Annotated in this window: 17 protein-coding genes; 12 read left to right on the forward strand and 5 right to left on the reverse strand. The window is 71.6% G+C overall.

Annotated features, from left to right (window positions below):
* The first annotated feature begins 57 nt into the window (after nucleotides 1–57).
* A complete protein-coding gene (locus ACIRB1_RS19770) occupies nucleotides 58–789 on the forward strand; it encodes a hypothetical protein (RefSeq protein WP_403466381.1) in 732 nt (243 codons plus the stop codon).
* An 18-nt stretch (nucleotides 790–807) separates the two neighbouring features.
* Nucleotides 808–1188, forward strand: a complete 381-nt coding sequence (locus tag ACIRB1_RS19775; RefSeq protein ID WP_403466382.1) for a YchJ family protein — start codon at nucleotides 808–810, stop codon at nucleotides 1186–1188.
* A gap of 23 nt (nucleotides 1189–1211) precedes the next feature.
* Here the strand turns inward: ACIRB1_RS19775 and ACIRB1_RS19780 are convergent, their stop codons facing one another.
* Complete coding sequence (locus tag ACIRB1_RS19780; protein ID WP_352180245.1) at nucleotides 1212–1913, reverse strand: FadR/GntR family transcriptional regulator; 702 nt, start codon at nucleotides 1911–1913, stop codon at nucleotides 1212–1214.
* A 130-nt stretch (nucleotides 1914–2043) separates the two neighbouring features.
* Between ACIRB1_RS19780 and ACIRB1_RS19785 the strand changes: the two genes are divergently transcribed.
* From ACIRB1_RS19785 to ACIRB1_RS19800, 4 genes are read left to right on the forward strand one after another with little or no spacing between them, the layout of a single operon-like run.
* Entirely contained in the window at nucleotides 2044–2562 is a 519-nt protein-coding gene (locus ACIRB1_RS19785; protein WP_352180244.1) for a gluconokinase, read from the forward strand.
* A gap of 44 nt (nucleotides 2563–2606) precedes the next feature.
* Nucleotides 2607–4004 (forward strand): gluconate:H+ symporter, encoded by a 1398-nt coding sequence (locus tag ACIRB1_RS19790; protein ID WP_352180243.1) that lies wholly within the window; start codon nucleotides 2607–2609, stop codon nucleotides 4002–4004.
* 10 nt (nucleotides 4005–4014) lie between these two features.
* Nucleotides 4015–4773 (forward strand): SDR family oxidoreductase, encoded by a 759-nt coding sequence (locus tag ACIRB1_RS19795; protein WP_403466383.1) that lies wholly within the window; start codon nucleotides 4015–4017, stop codon nucleotides 4771–4773.
* 18 nt (nucleotides 4774–4791) lie between these two features.
* Nucleotides 4792–5817: an L-idonate 5-dehydrogenase gene (locus tag ACIRB1_RS19800; protein WP_403466384.1), complete on the forward strand. Its 1026-nt coding sequence runs from the start codon at nucleotides 4792–4794 to the stop codon at nucleotides 5815–5817.
* Nucleotides 5818–5925: 108 nt separating this feature from the next.
* On the opposite strand, the gene ACIRB1_RS19805 is transcribed toward ACIRB1_RS19800, so the two are convergent.
* The 4 genes from ACIRB1_RS19805 to ACIRB1_RS19820 form a co-directional block, all read right to left on the reverse strand.
* The gene (locus ACIRB1_RS19805) at nucleotides 5926–6561 is read right to left on the reverse strand and encodes a cytochrome b/b6 domain-containing protein (protein WP_352180240.1); all 636 of its coding nucleotides are present in this window, start codon (nucleotides 6559–6561) and stop codon (nucleotides 5926–5928) included.
* On the reverse strand, nucleotides 6545–7294 hold the full coding sequence (locus tag ACIRB1_RS19810) for a molybdopterin-dependent oxidoreductase (protein ID WP_352180239.1): 750 nt from the start codon (nucleotides 7292–7294) through the stop codon (nucleotides 6545–6547). The genes ACIRB1_RS19805 and ACIRB1_RS19810 overlap by 17 nt, the downstream gene beginning before the upstream one ends.
* A gap of 146 nt (nucleotides 7295–7440) precedes the next feature.
* Nucleotides 7441–8988: an APC family permease gene (locus tag ACIRB1_RS19815; protein ID WP_352180238.1), complete on the reverse strand. Its 1548-nt coding sequence runs from the start codon at nucleotides 8986–8988 to the stop codon at nucleotides 7441–7443.
* A 100-nt stretch (nucleotides 8989–9088) separates the two neighbouring features.
* On the reverse strand, nucleotides 9089–10039 hold the full coding sequence (locus ACIRB1_RS19820; protein ID WP_403466385.1) for a hypothetical protein: 951 nt from the start codon (nucleotides 10037–10039) through the stop codon (nucleotides 9089–9091).
* A gap of 410 nt (nucleotides 10040–10449) precedes the next feature.
* Here ACIRB1_RS19820 and ACIRB1_RS19825 point away from each other — a divergent pair, with 410 nt between their 5' ends.
* The 6 genes from ACIRB1_RS19825 (at nucleotide 10450) to ACIRB1_RS19850 (ending at nucleotide 14946) form a co-directional block, all read left to right on the forward strand.
* A complete protein-coding gene (locus tag ACIRB1_RS19825) occupies nucleotides 10450–11343 on the forward strand; it encodes a DMT family transporter (protein ID WP_352180236.1) in 894 nt (297 codons plus the stop codon).
* Nucleotides 11344–11397: 54 nt separating this feature from the next.
* Nucleotides 11398–11919, forward strand: coding sequence for an NUDIX domain-containing protein (locus ACIRB1_RS19830; protein ID WP_352180235.1), 522 nt, complete (start codon nucleotides 11398–11400; stop codon nucleotides 11917–11919).
* A 10-nt stretch (nucleotides 11920–11929) separates the two neighbouring features.
* Nucleotides 11930–12322, forward strand: a complete 393-nt coding sequence (locus tag ACIRB1_RS19835; protein ID WP_266767151.1) for a YidH family protein — start codon at nucleotides 11930–11932, stop codon at nucleotides 12320–12322.
* Nucleotides 12319–12642, forward strand: a complete 324-nt coding sequence (locus ACIRB1_RS19840; protein ID WP_352180234.1) for a DUF202 domain-containing protein — start codon at nucleotides 12319–12321, stop codon at nucleotides 12640–12642. Before ACIRB1_RS19835 ends, ACIRB1_RS19840 begins: the two co-directional genes overlap by 4 nt.
* 799 nt (nucleotides 12643–13441) lie before the next feature.
* Entirely contained in the window at nucleotides 13442–13738 is a 297-nt protein-coding gene (locus ACIRB1_RS19845; RefSeq protein WP_352180233.1) for a hypothetical protein, read from the forward strand.
* A 185-nt stretch (nucleotides 13739–13923) separates the two neighbouring features.
* The gene (locus ACIRB1_RS19850; protein WP_352180232.1) at nucleotides 13924–14946 is read left to right on the forward strand and encodes a phosphotransferase family protein; all 1023 of its coding nucleotides are present in this window, start codon (nucleotides 13924–13926) and stop codon (nucleotides 14944–14946) included.
* Nucleotides 14947–14952 lie beyond the last annotated feature (6 nt).

Raw genomic sequence — 14952 nt, forward strand, 5'->3', positions numbered from 1 at the left:
TCCGCACCGCGAGTGTCGAGTTGACGGTGCATCAGGTGAGGTCACGGGGGTGATGTCATGGCAGCCGCATGGAGCCGGGGCTTCGCGGAGACGGGTGAGTGGCTGGAGGTCTACGGGGAGACCGAGCCGCGGTCCGTCCCGTTGGAGCAGATGTTCGCCACGGGACCGGACAGCGGGCGCCCTTTCACCGGGTATCTCTACGTGTGGTCGCTCGGGTACACCGGGGACGAAGCGCCGTCGGTGAAGGTGACGCTGCTGTTCCCGGCCGTGGGCGGCTGGCGGGTGAAGGACGTCCAGGCCGTGGTGTACCACCTGCCGCCGGTGGCGGACGAGCGGGCGTGGCGGACCACTCTGGCGAGGGACCTGCGGGCGGCCGGACCCGTCCTGGAGGCCGCCGGCAGGCTCACGGCCGAGCTGGCCGGCTTTCCCGAGATCAACGCGATGACGTCGGCCGCGGCCCATCTGAGGGCGCGCAGCGCGCCGCAGATGCGGGACGAGGAGTGGTTCGTCAGGCGGGTGCACCGCAGTCCCGGCGGAATCCTGCACCAGGGAGTCGAGTGGACGCTCCCGGCGAACTTCGTGCGGCAGATCGGGACCCGGGTCACCGGCGCCCTCCTCGTGGAGTTCATCGGTGCCGCTCCCGCGGACGAGGTCACCGACCCTCCCTGCGGGGAGCCGCTGCCGCTCCTGGCCTGCGCGACGCTCACCCGCGACAGGGAGACGCGGCTGCCCGAGGATGCCTACGTCCGGCTGCCCCTGCGCGTCACCCCCGAACGTCCGCGAGCGTAGCCCCGGCACAATATGCCCATGACCCCACGCACCACCTGCCCCTGCGGCCTCTCCCAGCCCTACGAAGAGTGCTGTGGCCGCTACCACTCGGGCCCCGCGACCGCCCCCACCGCCGAGGCCCTGATGCGCTCCCGCTACACCGCGTTCGTGCGGCTGGACGCGCCCTATCTGGTGCGCACCTGGCATCCGCGGACGCGTCCCGCCGCTCCCCTCGATCTCGATCCGGGGATGCGGTGGACGGGGCTGGAGATCATCGACAGGACCGGCGGGTCGGCGTTCCACTCCGCCGGGACGGTGACGTTCCGGGCCTCGTACCAGGGCGGGGCGATCCATGAGCGGAGTCGCTTCGAGCGGGTCGACGGGGCGTGGGTGTATCTCGACGGGGAGTTCCTGGAGTAGGGACAGCGAACACCCCAGGTCGCCTACGGGGCCAGGATGTCCAGTTCCTGGAGGGCGCCCACCGTGATCTCGCGGGTCAGGGTCTCGGCACGGACCGCGTCGCCCTCGCGGACCGCCTCCGCGACCTGCACGTGAAGGGTGACGGCGGCGGGGTCGGGGTCCTCGAACATGACCTCGTGGTGGGTGCGGCCCGCCAGGACCTCGGTGACGACGTCGCCCAGGCGGGCGAACATCTCGTTGCCCGAGGCGGTGAGGATCACCCGATGGAAGGCCACGTCGTGGACGAGGTAGGCCTCCAGCTGGTGGCCGCGCGAGTTGGCGACCATGCCGATCGCGCACTCGGTGAGTTCCGCGCACTGCTCGGCCGTGGCGTGCTTGGCGGCGAGGCCCGCCGCGATCGGCTCGACGGCGGAGCGCAGGACCGTGAGTGAGCGCAGTTGCCCGGGGCGGTCCGCGCCGGCCAGGCGCCAGCGGATGACCTGCGGGTCGTAGACGTTCCACTCGGCCTTGGGGCGCACCGTGACGCCGACCCTGCGGCGGGACTCGACGAGGTGCATGGATTCGAGGACGCGGACCGCCTCGCGCATCACGGAGCGGGAGACCTCGAAGTCCTTGGCGAGCTCGTCCGTGCGCAGGACACTGCCCGGCGGATAGGCGCCCGCGGTGATGGCGGGGCCGAGGGAGTCGAGTACGCGGCCGTGCAACCCGCGGCCCGGAGTGGTCATGCACTCAGCGTACGGGGCGCGTCACGGAACTAAAAAGTCAGACTTATATGTCACAGACTCTTGAATTCGTCGTACCTAATCGGTTTCAGTGGGTTCGACATCAGGTGTCGACGGAGACAGTGAGGCAGCCATGCGTACCCCCCATGTCGTCGTGGTCATGGGAGTGGCGGGCACCGGGAAGACCACCATCGGTCCCCTGCTCGCGGCCCGGCTCGGCGTTCCGTACGCCGAGGGCGACGACTTCCACCCGCCGGCCAACATCGCGAAGATGTCGGCCGGGCACCCGCTGACGGACGAGGACCGGTGGCCCTGGCTGGACGCCATCGGTTCCTGGGCGCACGGGCGCGCGGGACTCGGCGGGGTCGTCAGCAGCTCCGCGCTGAAGCGGTCGTACCGCGACCGGCTGCGCGCCGCGGCCCCCGGGGTCGTCTTCGTGCACCTCACCGGTGACCGCGCGCTCATCGAGAACCGTATGGCGCACCGGCACGGCCACTTCATGCCGACCGCGCTGCTCGACTCGCAGTTCGCCACGCTCCAGCCGCTGGAGGCGGACGAGGCGGGCGTCGCCGTGGACGTCACCGGCAGCCCGGAGCAGATCGCCGAACGGGCCATGACCGCGCTCGCGCAGGTTCCCGAGCCGACCGCCTAGTCCTCCCCGCCACCTCAACTCCCCATATCCGCAAGGAAAACACCGTGACCAGACTCAGCGTCGAGATGCTGGCAGCGGACCCCGTCGAGCCCATCACCTCGGCCGGACACGCTCAGCTGGGCATCGCCGTACTGGCGGGCATCGCCGTCATCGTCCTGCTCATCACCAAGTTCAAGATGCACGCCTTCCTGGCGCTGACCATCGGCTCGCTCGCGCTCGGCGCGTTCGCCGGGGCGCCGCTGGACAAGGTCATCACCAGCTTCAGCACCGGGCTCGGCTCCACCGTCGCCGGTGTGGGTGTCCTGATCGCGCTGGGCGCGATCCTCGGCAAGCTGCTCGCCGACTCGGGCGGCGCGGACCAGATCGTCGACACGATCCTCGCGAAGGCGAGCCCCCGGTCGATGCCGTGGGCGATGGTCCTGATCGCCTCCGTGATCGGCCTGCCGCTGTTCTTCGAGGTCGGCATCGTGCTGCTGATCCCGGTCGTCCTGATGGTCGCCAAGCGCGGCAACTACTCCCTGATGCGCATCGGCGTCCCGGCGCTGGCCGGTCTGTCGGTCATGCACGCGCTGATCCCGCCGCACCCCGGCCCGCTGGTCGCCGTCGACGCGGTCAAGGCCAACCTCGGTCTGACGCTGGCGCTCGGCGTGCTGGTCGCCATCCCGACCGTGATCATCGCGGGCCCCCTGTTCTCGAAGGTCGCCGCCCGCTGGGTGGACGTCCAGGCGCCCGAGCGGATGCTCCCGGCCCGCCCGTCCGAGGACGTGAAGAACCGTCCCGGCTTCGGCGCGACCCTCGCCACGATCCTGCTGCCGGTCGTGCTGATGCTCTCCAAGGCCCTGGTCGACATCATCATCGACGACCCCGCGCACACCGTGCAGCGCGTCTTCGACGTGATCGGCTCGCCGCTGATCGCGCTCCTCGCGGCCGTCATCGTCGGCATGTTCACGCTGGGCCGCCCGGCCGGGTTCACCAAGGACCGGCTCTCCACGACCGTCGAGAAGGGCCTGATGCCGATCGCGGGCATCCTGCTCATCGTCGGCGCGGGCGGCGGCTTCAAGCAGACGCTGATCGACTCCGGTGTCGGCCAGATGATCCTGGACATCTCCAAGGACTGGTCGATCCCGGCGCTGCTGCTGGCCTGGCTGATCGCGGTGGCGATCCGGCTCGCGACCGGTTCGGCGACGGTGGCCACCATCTCCGCGGCCGGTCTGGTCGCCCCGCTGGCCGCCGACATGTCGACCACCCACACCGCGCTGCTCGTGCTGGCGATCGGTGCGGGCTCCGTCTTCTTCAGCCATGTCAACGACGCCGGTTTCTGGCTGGTGAAGGAGTACTTCGGTCTGAGTGTCGGCCAGACCCTCAAGACCTGGTCGGTCATGGAGACGGTCATCTCGGTCGTCGGCGGCGGACTGGTCCTCCTCCTCTCGCTGATCATCTAGGGGTACGGGAATGAGTCACCCGCTCTTCGACATCAGCGGCCGTACGGCCCTGGTCACCGGTTCCAGCCGGGGCATCGGACTCGCCCTCGCCCGGGGCCTGTCCGAGGCCGGCTGCACGGTCGTCCTGAACGGCCGGAACGGCGAACGCCTCGCCGAGGCCGCCGCCGGACTCCACGGCGACATCCACACGGCGGCCTTCGACGTGACCGACGGTCCGTCGGTCGCCGCCGGGATCAGGGATGTCGAGGAGCGCGTCGGCCCGCTGGACATCCTGGTGAACAACGCGGGCATGCAACTGCGCGCCCCATTGCTGGAGTTCACCGACTCCGACTGGCACCGCATCGTCGACACCAACCTCACCAGCGCGTTCCTGGTCGGCCGTGAAGCGGCCCGCCGGATGACGGAACGCGGGCACGGGAAGATCATCAACATCTGCTCACTTCAGAGCGAGGTGGTCCGCCCCGGCATCGCGCCCTACGCGGCCACCAAGGGCGCCCTGAAGATGCTCACCAAGGGCATGTGCGCGGACTGGGGCCCGAGCGGAGTCCAGGTCAACGGCCTGGGCCCCGGCTACATCGAGACGGAACTCACCCAACCCCTGGTCCAGGACGAGGAGTTCAGCGCCTGGGTGCGCGGGCGGACGCCGGCAGGACGCTGGGGCCGTACGGAGGACCTGGTGGGCGGGGTGCTGTTCCTGGCGTCGCCCGCCGCGGACTTCGTGAGCGGACAGATCCTGTACGTCGACGGCGGCATGACGAGCGTGCTGTAGAGAACCGGGGGTCCGGACATGCTGGGTTGTGTGATTCACGGTCAGGACGACCTGCGGGTCGAGGAGTTGACGGCTCCGGCGCCCGGCCCCGGCCAGGCGCTGGTCACCGTCCGCTACGGCGGCGTCTGCGGCTCCGACCTCCACTACTGGCGCCACGGCGGCGTCGGCGACTTCCGCCTCAGGGAGCCGATGCTGCTCGGCCACGAGATCGTCGGCACGGTCCTGTCCTACGGCCCCGGGGCCACAGGTCCCGTCCCCGGTACGGCGGTCGCCGTGCACCCGGCCACTCCCTGCCGGGTGTGCCCCGAGTGCGTGGACGGCCGGCGCAACGTGTGCCGGGACACCGCGTACCTGGGCAGCGCGGCCCGCTTCCCGCACGTCCAGGGCGGTTTCGCGGCCCAGGTCACCGTCCCCGCGGAGCAGTTGAGGGCGCTCCCGGCCGGCCTGGAACCGCGCCGGGCCGCCCTCGCCGAACCGCTCTCCGTCGCCCTGCACGCCGTACGGCGGGCCGGGGACGTGACCGGACGCCATGTGCTGGTCACCGGCGCGGGCCCGATCGGCTGTCTGGTCGTCGCGGCGGCGAAGGCGGCCGGCGCGGCCCGGGTGACGGTGACCGACCTGCTCCCGGCGGCCCTTGAGTACGCCACGGCTGCCGGTGCCGACACCGTCGTACGGGCCGATGATCCGGACGACTCCGGGTGGCCGTCCGAGGTGGACGTGGCCGTCGAGGCGTCGGGGGTGGCGGCCGGGCTCGACACCTGTCTGCGGCTGGTGCGGCGGGGCGCGGTCGTCGTACAGCTCGGGATGCTGCCGCCGGGGCAGAGTCCGTTCGCCGGAAACCTGGTCGTCAGCAGGGAGATCGAGCTCCGGGGCGCGTTCCGCTTCGACTCGGAGTTCGACGACGCGCTGCGACTCCTCGCCGTGGAGCCCGCGTTCGACGCGCTGGTCAGTGCGGTGGTGCCGGTGCGGGCGGCGGAGTCGGCGTTCGCGCTGGCGGCCGACCGGACCCGGTCGTGCAAGGTGCTGCTCGACTTCAGGGGCTGAGCGGGGCGTCCCGAAGGGGCGCGGGGCTGTATCGACATGCGGCTCCGCCGCGTGGGCGCGCCCGGCCACGACGCCGCCGCGGACGGAGAACGGCCCCCCGGCGGAGCGCTACGGCTTCCAGAGCGGGTGTTCGCGCTTGGCCCACTCCCGGCTCACCGACCCGGTGCGCAGCCCCGCCCTGGCCTCCGGGTCGCCCAGGGCCATGCCGATGTGGCCGCCGAGGACGATGCCCATGGTCAGGGCGAGCCAGTCGTGGACGAAGGTCGCGCTGGTGCGCCACATGATCGGGGTGAGGTGGGTGAACCACATCATCAGGCCCGTGCCGAGCATCACCAGGGTCGCGCCGGCGATCCAGTTGGCGTAGACCTTCTGGCCTGCGTTGAACTTGCCCGCCGGGCGCGCCGAGCGGCGTTTGTCGCGCATCAGGGCGCCGCGCAGCCAGACGCGGTCATGGGGGCCGAAGCGGTTGAGAAAGCCGAGGTTGACGCGGAAGCCGCGCGAGATCAGGCCGATCAGGACCGGCACGGGGAGCGCGACCCCGGCCACCTCATGGATGCGGACGACGAGTTCGCGGCGGCCGACCAGTTCGGCGAACTGCGGGATGTACAGGCAGGCAGCCGTGGCCACGCAGATGCCCATCAGCGCGGCCGTCGTCCGGTGCACCCAGCGTTCGGCGCGGCCGAAGCGGCGGACGCGGGCCGAGGGTTCCGTCCGCGCGGCGTGGGCTTCAGTTCGTAGGGGCATCGTCGCGTCCGTTCGACTTGCCGACCCAGGCGTCGACGTCGTAGCCCCGGTCCTCCCAGTAGCCGGGCTTCACATGCTCGGTGACCGTGATGCCGGAGAGCCACTTGGCGGATTTGTAGAAGTACATGGGGGCCACATAGAGGCGGACCGGGCCTCCGTGGTCGTGGCCGAGGGGTTTGTCCTGCATGCGCAGCGCGACCAGGATGTCGGAGCGCCGGGCCTGTTCGATGGTCAGGCTCTCCGTGTAGGCGCCGTCGAAGCAGGTGAAGCGCACCGCCCCGGCCTCGGCACGCACTCCCGCCGCGTCCAGCAGCCGGGACAGGCGCACCCCCTCGAAGGGGGTCCCGGGGACCCGCCAGCCCGTGACGCACTGGACGTCCTTGACCAGCCGGGTCTGCGGCAGCGCGCGCAGATCGGCGAGGGTGTAGGCAGCCGGTCTGTCGACCAGGCCGTCGACGGTCAGCCGGTAGTTCGCGGCGTTCTTGTGCGGCACGGACCCGGTGACGGAGTAGTAGCGGAAGCCGCCGCCGTTCGGGAGCAGTCCGGTCAGGCCCGTGGGGTCCTCGCCGGACATCGCGCCGAGGAACCCCTCCATGCCTTTCTGGAGGGCGGGCGCGGTGACGACGCCGAGGGCGCCCAGGCCGAGGGTGCCGAGGAGGACCCGGCGACCGATCGGCCGGCCCTCCGCCTTCTCCTCCTCGGGTGGAGCAGGCTCGGGCTGTTCAGGGTTCACGGACTCATTCGAACACCCGCGACCCCGGCGCGGCCAGAGATCGCGGGTGCCCGTCAGACTTCCGTAACCACTTCTTACGCGCTTCTCAGAGACCCCGAGGACGAAACGAAGAGGAACGAAGGGGAACGAAGAGGCACGGGGACGCGCTACGGCGTCTCCCCCGCCGCCTTCTCCAGCTGGAACGCCTCGTTGCCGAGTCCGATGCGGGCGTGCGCCTCGGGGTCGCGGGCGCGCAGGAACAGGCCCTGGGCCAGGCCGACGAGCACGGCGAGACCGACGATGCCGGGCAGGACCCAGCTCAGGGCGGAGTCGGGGCCCGCGCCCACCAGGACGTCGAAGTCCCTGACCGTGTAGACGGCGATCACGACGAGCGCGATGCCCGCGAGCGCGGAGGTGACCAGCCGCCAGATCTGGGCGCGGGCCGAGCCGCGGCGGGCGAAGAACACGATCACCGAGACGGAGGCGGCGGCCATCAGCAGGATCACGCCGAGGGCGCCGATGTTGCCGAACCAGGTGAACAGGTGCAGGACGGGTTCGGTGGGGTCGCCGGTCGGCTTGTCGTCGGCGATCGCGAAGGCGACCACGATGACGGCGGACACGGCGGTCTGGAGCAGCGAGCCGGTGCCGGGCGCGCCGCTGGAGCCCGTCGTACGGCCGAAGGCGGACGGCAGCAGACCCTCGCGGCCCATGGCGAAGGCGTAGCGGGCGACGACGTTGTGGAAGCTGAGCATCGCCGCGAACATGCCGGTGACGAACAGGACGTGCAGCACGTCGGTGAAGGTGCCGCCGAGCCGGGACTCGGTGAGGTGGAAGAGCAGGCCCGCGCTCTGCTTCTGGGAGACGCCGACGATCTGCGAGGGCCCGGCGGCGACGGTCAGCGCCCAGCAGCTGAGCGCGAAGAAGACGGCGACGCCGCCGACGGCCAGGAACATCACGCGGGGCACCAGGATGTGCGGGCGGCTGGTCTCCTCGGCGTAGACCGGGGCCTGTTCGAAGCCGAGGAAGGCGGCGATGCAGAAGCACAGGGCGGTGCCGACGCCGGCGCCGCTGAGGGTGTCCGGGTTGAAGGCGTGCAGCGACAGGCCCTCCTGGGCCGGGTCGGCGACGGCGGCGATGTCGAAGATGACGACGAGCGCGACCTCGATGATCAGCAGGACGCCGAGAACGCGCGCGTTGACGTCGATCTTCAGCCAGCCCAGCATGCCGACGACCAGGACGGCCGCCAACGCCGGTATCCACCAGGCGACTTGGAGGTCGGCGTAGGTGGAGAACAGGCCGGAGACCTCGAAGCCGAAGATGCCGTAGATGCCGACCTGGAGAGCGTTGTACGCGACGAGTGCCACCAGGGCCGCGCTCGCGCCCGCGGTGCCGCCGAGGCCGCGGGAGATGTACGCGTAGAACGCGCCCGCGTTGTGGACGTGCCGGCTCATCTCCGCGTAGCCGACGCTGAAGAGGACCAGGACGACCCCGAGGAGGACGAAGAGCAGGGGCTGCCCCTCGATCCCCATCACCGCGAATGTGGTGGGCATGACACCTGCGACCACCATGAGGGGGGCGGTCGCCGCGAGCACGGAGAGCAGCAGGCCCCCGGTGCCGAGACGGTCGGCGCGCAGGGCGCGTTCCTGTCCCCTGAACGTGCTGATGCCGCCGCCGTCCGCGGTGGCGCTGCTCGTACTGGAACTGCCCGTCGTCATGGCGGGAACGTCCTTTCGGGTCGCTACGGGGAGGGCGTCACGGGAACGTCGGCGCGAGGGAGTTCCGTCGCCACGGGGTCGTCACGTCGGCGCGATGACGTCACGACATACCGAGCGCGTGGTCGCGTGCGGTGCGGAAGGCGGTGAGGGGGTCGCGGTCCGGGTAGGACCACGGCGCCGGGGTGGGGTGCTCTCCGATGCGGAGGAACAGGGCGGCGGCCTCGGCGCCCCGGCCCTCGCAGCACTTGGCGTGGGCGAGGAAGTTGAGGTCGACCAGGCGGCGCGGGTGGCCTTCCTGCTCCCACTCCAGCCACCAGTCGAAGGCGGCCTTCATGACCTGCCGGGCCCGGCGTCCGGCCCAGTGCCCGGAGGCGGCCGGGTCGGCGGGTTCCAGGCCGGCGGCGGCCAGGACCCGGTAGCGCTCGGCGTGCGCGACGACCGGGAGGATCGCGAGCGGGGAGTCGGCGGGGGCCTGTTCGGCGGCCCAGTAGGCGAAGTCGTAGACCTCGTGCAGCGGGTCGAGGCCCGCGGTGGCCCGGCGCTCGGCGAGCCGGGCCACCATCAGATGGTGGGCGTGGTGGTGGTCGGCGTGCCGGTGGCGGACCTCGTCGAAGAGCTGGACGACGCCTTCGTCGGTGCCGAGGGTGTGCTCCAGCAGGAGCAGTCCGAGCCACGGGGTCGGATCATCGGGCAGCCTGGCCGACGCCGTACGGCAGGCGTCGCGAGCACACGCGGGTTTCTCCTTGCCCGCCAGCGTGCGCTGGACGAGGGCCAGGGCGAGCAGCACGGCGGCGTCACCGGACTCGGGTTCGGCGAGCAGCCAGTCGCGGGCCCAGGCGGCGGTGTAGGACTCCTGGGCGAGGACGGTGACGCGGTGGGCGCGGACGTCCCAGTCGTCGCCCGTCTGGGCGAGCAGTCCGCGCGCCGCCTGCCAGCGGCCCTGGGCCAGAGCGGCTCGCGCGGCGACGAGCCGACCGTCGTCGAGCGCGGCGTCGAAAGCCTGGGACGGGCGCTTGTGACGGCGTCCGAGGGGTGGCGGGGGTGGGGACACCCGGGTATTCCTCACGATCCTCACGCGACGCTGCGGGACATCGGCCTGCCATCGGCCGATCACGCACAGCAAACCCTCAGCCAACGCTTCGCGTCAAGTGGCGTACGCCTGTTACACCTGTCAACTACCTTGACGGGAGCGGCACTTGTGGCTGGTTCCGTTACCCCGGACGGTACGTTCCGCACCGTTCGCGAGGAGCCGGTGTGGCGTACGCCATGGCGCTCGGGCGCGCGGCGACGGACCATGGGAGCACGGTCCCGCCGCCGCCTCCGATCGTGTCCGAGGTCGTCAGAGCATCGTGACCGCGTCGACCGTCCGCTTCCGGTACTCCCAGGGGCACGCCGGGCCCTGGGACGCTACAGTCGCCGCAACGCACCCCGTAACCCGGCCCAACGATCGAGGTACGCAGCGTGTCGGTTCTGGTTCTGATGCTCGCCGTGAGTGCGGCCTGTTGCCTCGGCTTCGGCTTCGTGCTCCAGCAGAACGCGGCCCAGCACGCACCCTTGAACGACTTCCTCTCGCCGCGGCTGCTGCTCGACCTGATGCGGGTCCCGCGCTGGCTCGGCGGCATCGCCCTGATGGTCGCGGGCATGGTGCTCGGCGCGATTGCGCTCGGCAAGGGCGAGGTCTCCCTCGTCGAACCGCTCCTCGCCACGAACCTCCTCTTCGCCCTCGCCCTCTCCCGCAAGCAGACCCGGCAGCCCCTGGGCCGCCAGGGCTGGGCGGGCCTCGCGCTCCTCGCGGGCGGCGTCACGACGTTCATCGTCGCGGGCGAACCACGCAGTGGCACGGCCGTCACCGACCCGTTCCGCCACTGGCTGATCATCGGCGTCATGGTGGGCCTGGCCCTCCTCCTGACGACCTACGCCAAACGCTCCCGCCTCAGCTCGGCCCCGGTCCTGCTGGCCCTCGCGGCCGGCCTGCTCTACGGCGTGCAGGACGCGCTCACCCGGGTCAGCGGCCAGCGCTTCGGCGCGGGCGGCTTCACCGAACTCCTCACGGGCTGGCAGCCGTACGGCGTGCTCGCCCTGGGGGTGACCGGCCTCGTCCTCGTGCAGAGCGCGTTCGAGACGGCCCCCCTGCGCATGTCCCTGCCGGCCCTCACCGCGGCGCAGCCACTCGCCGGGATCATCTGCGGCGTGGGCTTCCTGGGCGACCGGCTGCGCACCGACACCGGCGCGCTGGCCTGGGAGGCGGTGGGCCTCGCCGGAATCGTCGTCGGCATCCTGCTCCTCGGCATGCACCCCGCGATGCCGCGCGGCACGGCGAGGCCGCAGTCCGCACGGACACTCCAGCCGCACTGACCCCGGGCCCCCGCCGGGACGAGGTCGTCGGCGCGGCCCTGTTTGGATGGGGGCATGAGCGCAGCTGACGAAATCCTCGACATCGTCGACGAACACGACCAGGTCATCGGCCAGTCCCCCCGCGGCGAGGCGTACGCGCGGGGCCTGCGCCACCGCGCCACCTTCATCCAGGCCCGCGACGCGCGGGGCCGCGTCTTCGTCCACCGCCGCACCCCCACCAAACTCGTCTTCCCCTCCCTCTACGACATGTTCGTCGGCGGAGTGGTCGGCGCGGGCGAGTCCTACGACGACGCGGCGCTCCGCGAGGCCGAGGAGGAACTCGGCGTGTCCGGCCTGCCCCGCCCCACGTTCCTCTTCAAGTTCCTGTACGACGACGGCGCCGGGCGGACGTGGTGGTCGGCGGTGTACGAGGTGCGCTGCGAACTTCCGGTCAGCCCGCAGGTCGAGGAGGTCGCCTGGCACGACTTCCTGACCGACGACGAGATCGGACGGCGGCTCGGTGAGTGGGAGTGGGTGCCGGACGGCCTGGCGGCCTACGCGAGGCTGACGGCGTACCGGGAAGAAACGGCCGGATAGGGTCCTGCCCGTGATCGAATTCGTGCGGAACGTCCGGCTGTGGTTCGCGCCCCAGGAGATCAGCGAGGAGGGCGGCACCCCCGACTACCGGTTCTCGCTGGCCAACGAGCGCACCTTCCTGGCCTGGCTGCGGACCGCGCTCGCGCTGATCGGCGGCGGTTTCGCGGTGGACCAGTTCCTGCCGCACCTGCGCTGGGCCTGGCGGGCCGGGCTGGCGCTGGCCCTGCTCGCGGCGGGCGTGCTGTGCGCGCTGCGCGCGGTCAATCACTGGGTGCGGTGCGAGCGGGCGATGCGGCGGGGCGAGGATCTGCCGGTCTCCCGTTTCCCGGCGCTGCTGAGCGTCGCGGTGGCGATCGTCGCCCTGGCGATGGTCGTGGTCGTCCTCGCCGGCTGGGCCGGATGACCCGCCCCCCGGCCCCGGACCGCGACCCCGGCCTCCAGCCCGAGCGCACCCGCCTGGCCTGGCGCCGCACGACCCTGTCCAGCACGGTCGCCGCGGTCCTCGCGATGAAGGCGGCCCTCCACGGCGGCGTCCACCCGCCCGGCATCATCGTCTGCGCCCTCTGCTGCACACTCTGGCTGGCCTTCCTGACACTGGCCCACCACCGAATCCGCACCCTCGCGACAGCCGGAATCCCCCCAACCCTGCCCCCGAGGCAGGCGGTGGCGGCGACCCTGTGCACGGTGGCCTTGGCGGTGTGCGCGGCGGCACTCGTGTACTGAGCGGGGATCGGGATCGCGGTGGCACTCGTGCGCTGAGCGGGGAACGAGGAGCGGGGTCGCGGCGGTACTCGCGCGGTGAGCGGGGAACGGGGAGCGAGGTCGCGGCGGTACTCGCGCACTGAGCAGGGAACGAGGAGCGAGGTCACGGCGGTACTCGCGCACTGAGCAAGGAGCGAAGAGCGGGGCCGCGACGGCACTCGCGCACTGAGCAAGGAGCGAAGAGCGAAGCCACGGCGACACTCGCGCACTGAGCGAGGAACGAGGATCGGGGTCACGGCCGGACTCGTGCGCTGAGCGGGAAGCGAAGAGCGGAGCCGCGGCGGCACTCGCGTACTGAGCGGGGAACGAGGGCCGGGTCGCGGCGAGACTCGTGCACCGAGCGGCAAGCGAAGAGCGGGGTCACGGCGGCACTCGTGCGCTGAGCGAGGAACGAGGACCGGGGTCACGGCGAGACTCGTGCGCTGAGCGGCAAGCGAAGAGCGGAGCCGCAGCGGCACTCGCGCACTGAGCGGCGAGCGAAGAGCGGGCCCGCGACGGCACGACCCAGCCCACCCCCAACCCCCTTTAGGGGCGCGGGGAACTGCGCGACCAGCCCCCACCCACCCGCACCTGACAACGACCCGAGCCACCCCCTCTCGTCACCCCACCCGCACCCGCCAACAACGCGAGCCACCCCCACCCGTCACCCCACCCACCCCCACCCCCAACCCCCGCGCCACGCACCCCATATAACCCCATACGCCCGCTTCTCATGGCACCCTGTCGGACGTCATCGCCCCCACTCCCGAAGGTGAGCCCCATGACCACCCTTCACCTGGAGCACGACTCCCACACCCACACGCACGGCCCGGGCTGCGGCCACGCCGCCGTGCCCCACGGCGACCACGTCGACTACGCCCACGACGGCCACCTGCACCGCGAACACGGCGGCCACTGGGACGAGTGCGAGCCCGGCACCCACGTCACCCACCAGGAGCACGCACACCGGCACGGCCAGGACTGCGGACACGAGAGCGTGCTGCACGGCGACCACGTCGACTACGTCCACGACGGCCACCGCCACGCCCGGCACGAGGACCACTGGGACGACCACTGAGCCCACACCCAATCCACAGCGGTCCGCAACGGCCCGGAACCACTGACGCACAGCTCCCCGTCGCCCGGCGCGGGGAGCTGTCGGCTTATGGTGGCCCCGGTCACGTTTCGTTCCCGCACTGGACGACATACCGACCGGTCGGCATGATGGGTGCAGTCCTGCCCCTCCGTTCGTAGGAGTGATGTATGAGCGCCGACCACCCGCCCGGACTCGATCTCGACCGGCTGCGCGGTCTGCTCGACCGCGAGCGGCCCGGTCTGGTGACCGGCGCCCTGTCCGGCCGGCTGATCGAGGGCGGACGGTCGAACCTCACCTACGCGGTCACCGACGGCACCGCGACGTGGGTCGTACGACGGCCCCCGCTCGGCCATGTTCTGGCCACCGCGCACGACATGAAGCGCGAGCACCGGGTGATCAGCGCCCTGCACCCGACCGACGTGCCGGTACCGAGACCCATCCTCCTCTGCGAGGACGACGAGGTGCTCGGAGCCCCGTTCTACGTCATGGAGTTCGTCGAGGGCACCCCGTACCGCACGGCGGGCGACCTCGCCCCGCTCGGCCCCGAGCGCACCCGGGGCGCGGTGCTCGAACTGGTCGACACGCTGGTCGAGTTGCACGCGGTGGACCCCGCCGAGGTGGGGCTCGCGGACTTCGGCCGACCCGAGGGTTTTCTGGACCGCCAACTCCGGCGCTGGGGCAAGCAGTTGGACGCCTCCCGCAACCGGGACCTGGCCGGCGTCGACGAGTTGCACGCGGCCCTCGGCCGCCGCCTCCCCGTCTCCCCCGCACCGGCGGTCGTGCACGGCGACTACCGCCTCGACAACGTCCTGATCGGCGAGGACGACAAGATCAAGGCGATCCTCGACTGGGAGATGTCCACCCTCGGCGACCCGCTCACCGACCTGGGCCTGCTGGTGATGTACAGCATGCCGCTGGACCTCCCCAACTCCCCCATCTCCACGACCGCTTCGGCCCCCGGCCACCCGGCCCCGGCCGAGCTGATCGAGCGGTACGCCGCGCGTTCGGGGCGCGATGTGTCGGCGGTCTCCTGGTACACGGCGTTCGCGTGGTTCAAGCTCGCCGTGATCCTGGAGGGCATCCACTACCGCTACACCCTGGGCCAGACGGTCGGCCCCGGCTTCGACCGCATCGGCGAACTGGTCCCCCTCTTCATCGAGCACGGCCTGACCACCCTTCAGGAAGGCTGACCCACC

The organism is Streptomyces sp. NPDC096013 (assembly GCF_044763565.1).
Classification (GTDB): domain Bacteria; phylum Actinomycetota; class Actinomycetes; order Streptomycetales; family Streptomycetaceae; genus Streptomyces.

Bases quoted from the DNA above. Each gene is read 5' to 3' on its own strand.
- ACIRB1_RS19845 (WP_352180233.1), top strand. From the start codon at position 13,442: ATGACCACCCTTCACCTGGAGCACGACTCCCACACCCACACGCACGGC.
- ACIRB1_RS19795 (WP_403466383.1), top strand. From the start codon at position 4,015: ATGAGTCACCCGCTCTTCGACATCAGCGGCCGTACGGCCCTGGTCACC.
- ACIRB1_RS19805 (WP_352180240.1), bottom strand. From the start codon at position 6,561: ATGCCCCTACGAACTGAAGCCCACGCCGCGCGGACGGAACCCTCGGCC.
- ACIRB1_RS19815 (WP_352180238.1), bottom strand. From the start codon at position 8,988: ATGACGACGGGCAGTTCCAGTACGAGCAGCGCCACCGCGGACGGCGGC.
- ACIRB1_RS19830 (WP_352180235.1), top strand. From the start codon at position 11,398: ATGAGCGCAGCTGACGAAATCCTCGACATCGTCGACGAACACGACCAG.
- ACIRB1_RS19780 (WP_352180245.1), bottom strand. From the start codon at position 1,913: ATGACCACTCCGGGCCGCGGGTTGCACGGCCGCGTACTCGACTCCCTC.
- ACIRB1_RS19840 (WP_352180234.1), top strand. From the start codon at position 12,319: ATGACCCGCCCCCCGGCCCCGGACCGCGACCCCGGCCTCCAGCCCGAG.
- ACIRB1_RS19800 (WP_403466384.1), top strand. From the start codon at position 4,792: ATGCTGGGTTGTGTGATTCACGGTCAGGACGACCTGCGGGTCGAGGAG.
- ACIRB1_RS19785 (WP_352180244.1), top strand. From the start codon at position 2,044: ATGCGTACCCCCCATGTCGTCGTGGTCATGGGAGTGGCGGGCACCGGG.
- ACIRB1_RS19850 (WP_352180232.1), top strand. From the start codon at position 13,924: ATGAGCGCCGACCACCCGCCCGGACTCGATCTCGACCGGCTGCGCGGT.
- ACIRB1_RS19775 (WP_403466382.1), top strand. From the start codon at position 808: ATGACCCCACGCACCACCTGCCCCTGCGGCCTCTCCCAGCCCTACGAA.
- ACIRB1_RS19770 (WP_403466381.1), top strand. From the start codon at position 58: ATGGCAGCCGCATGGAGCCGGGGCTTCGCGGAGACGGGTGAGTGGCTG.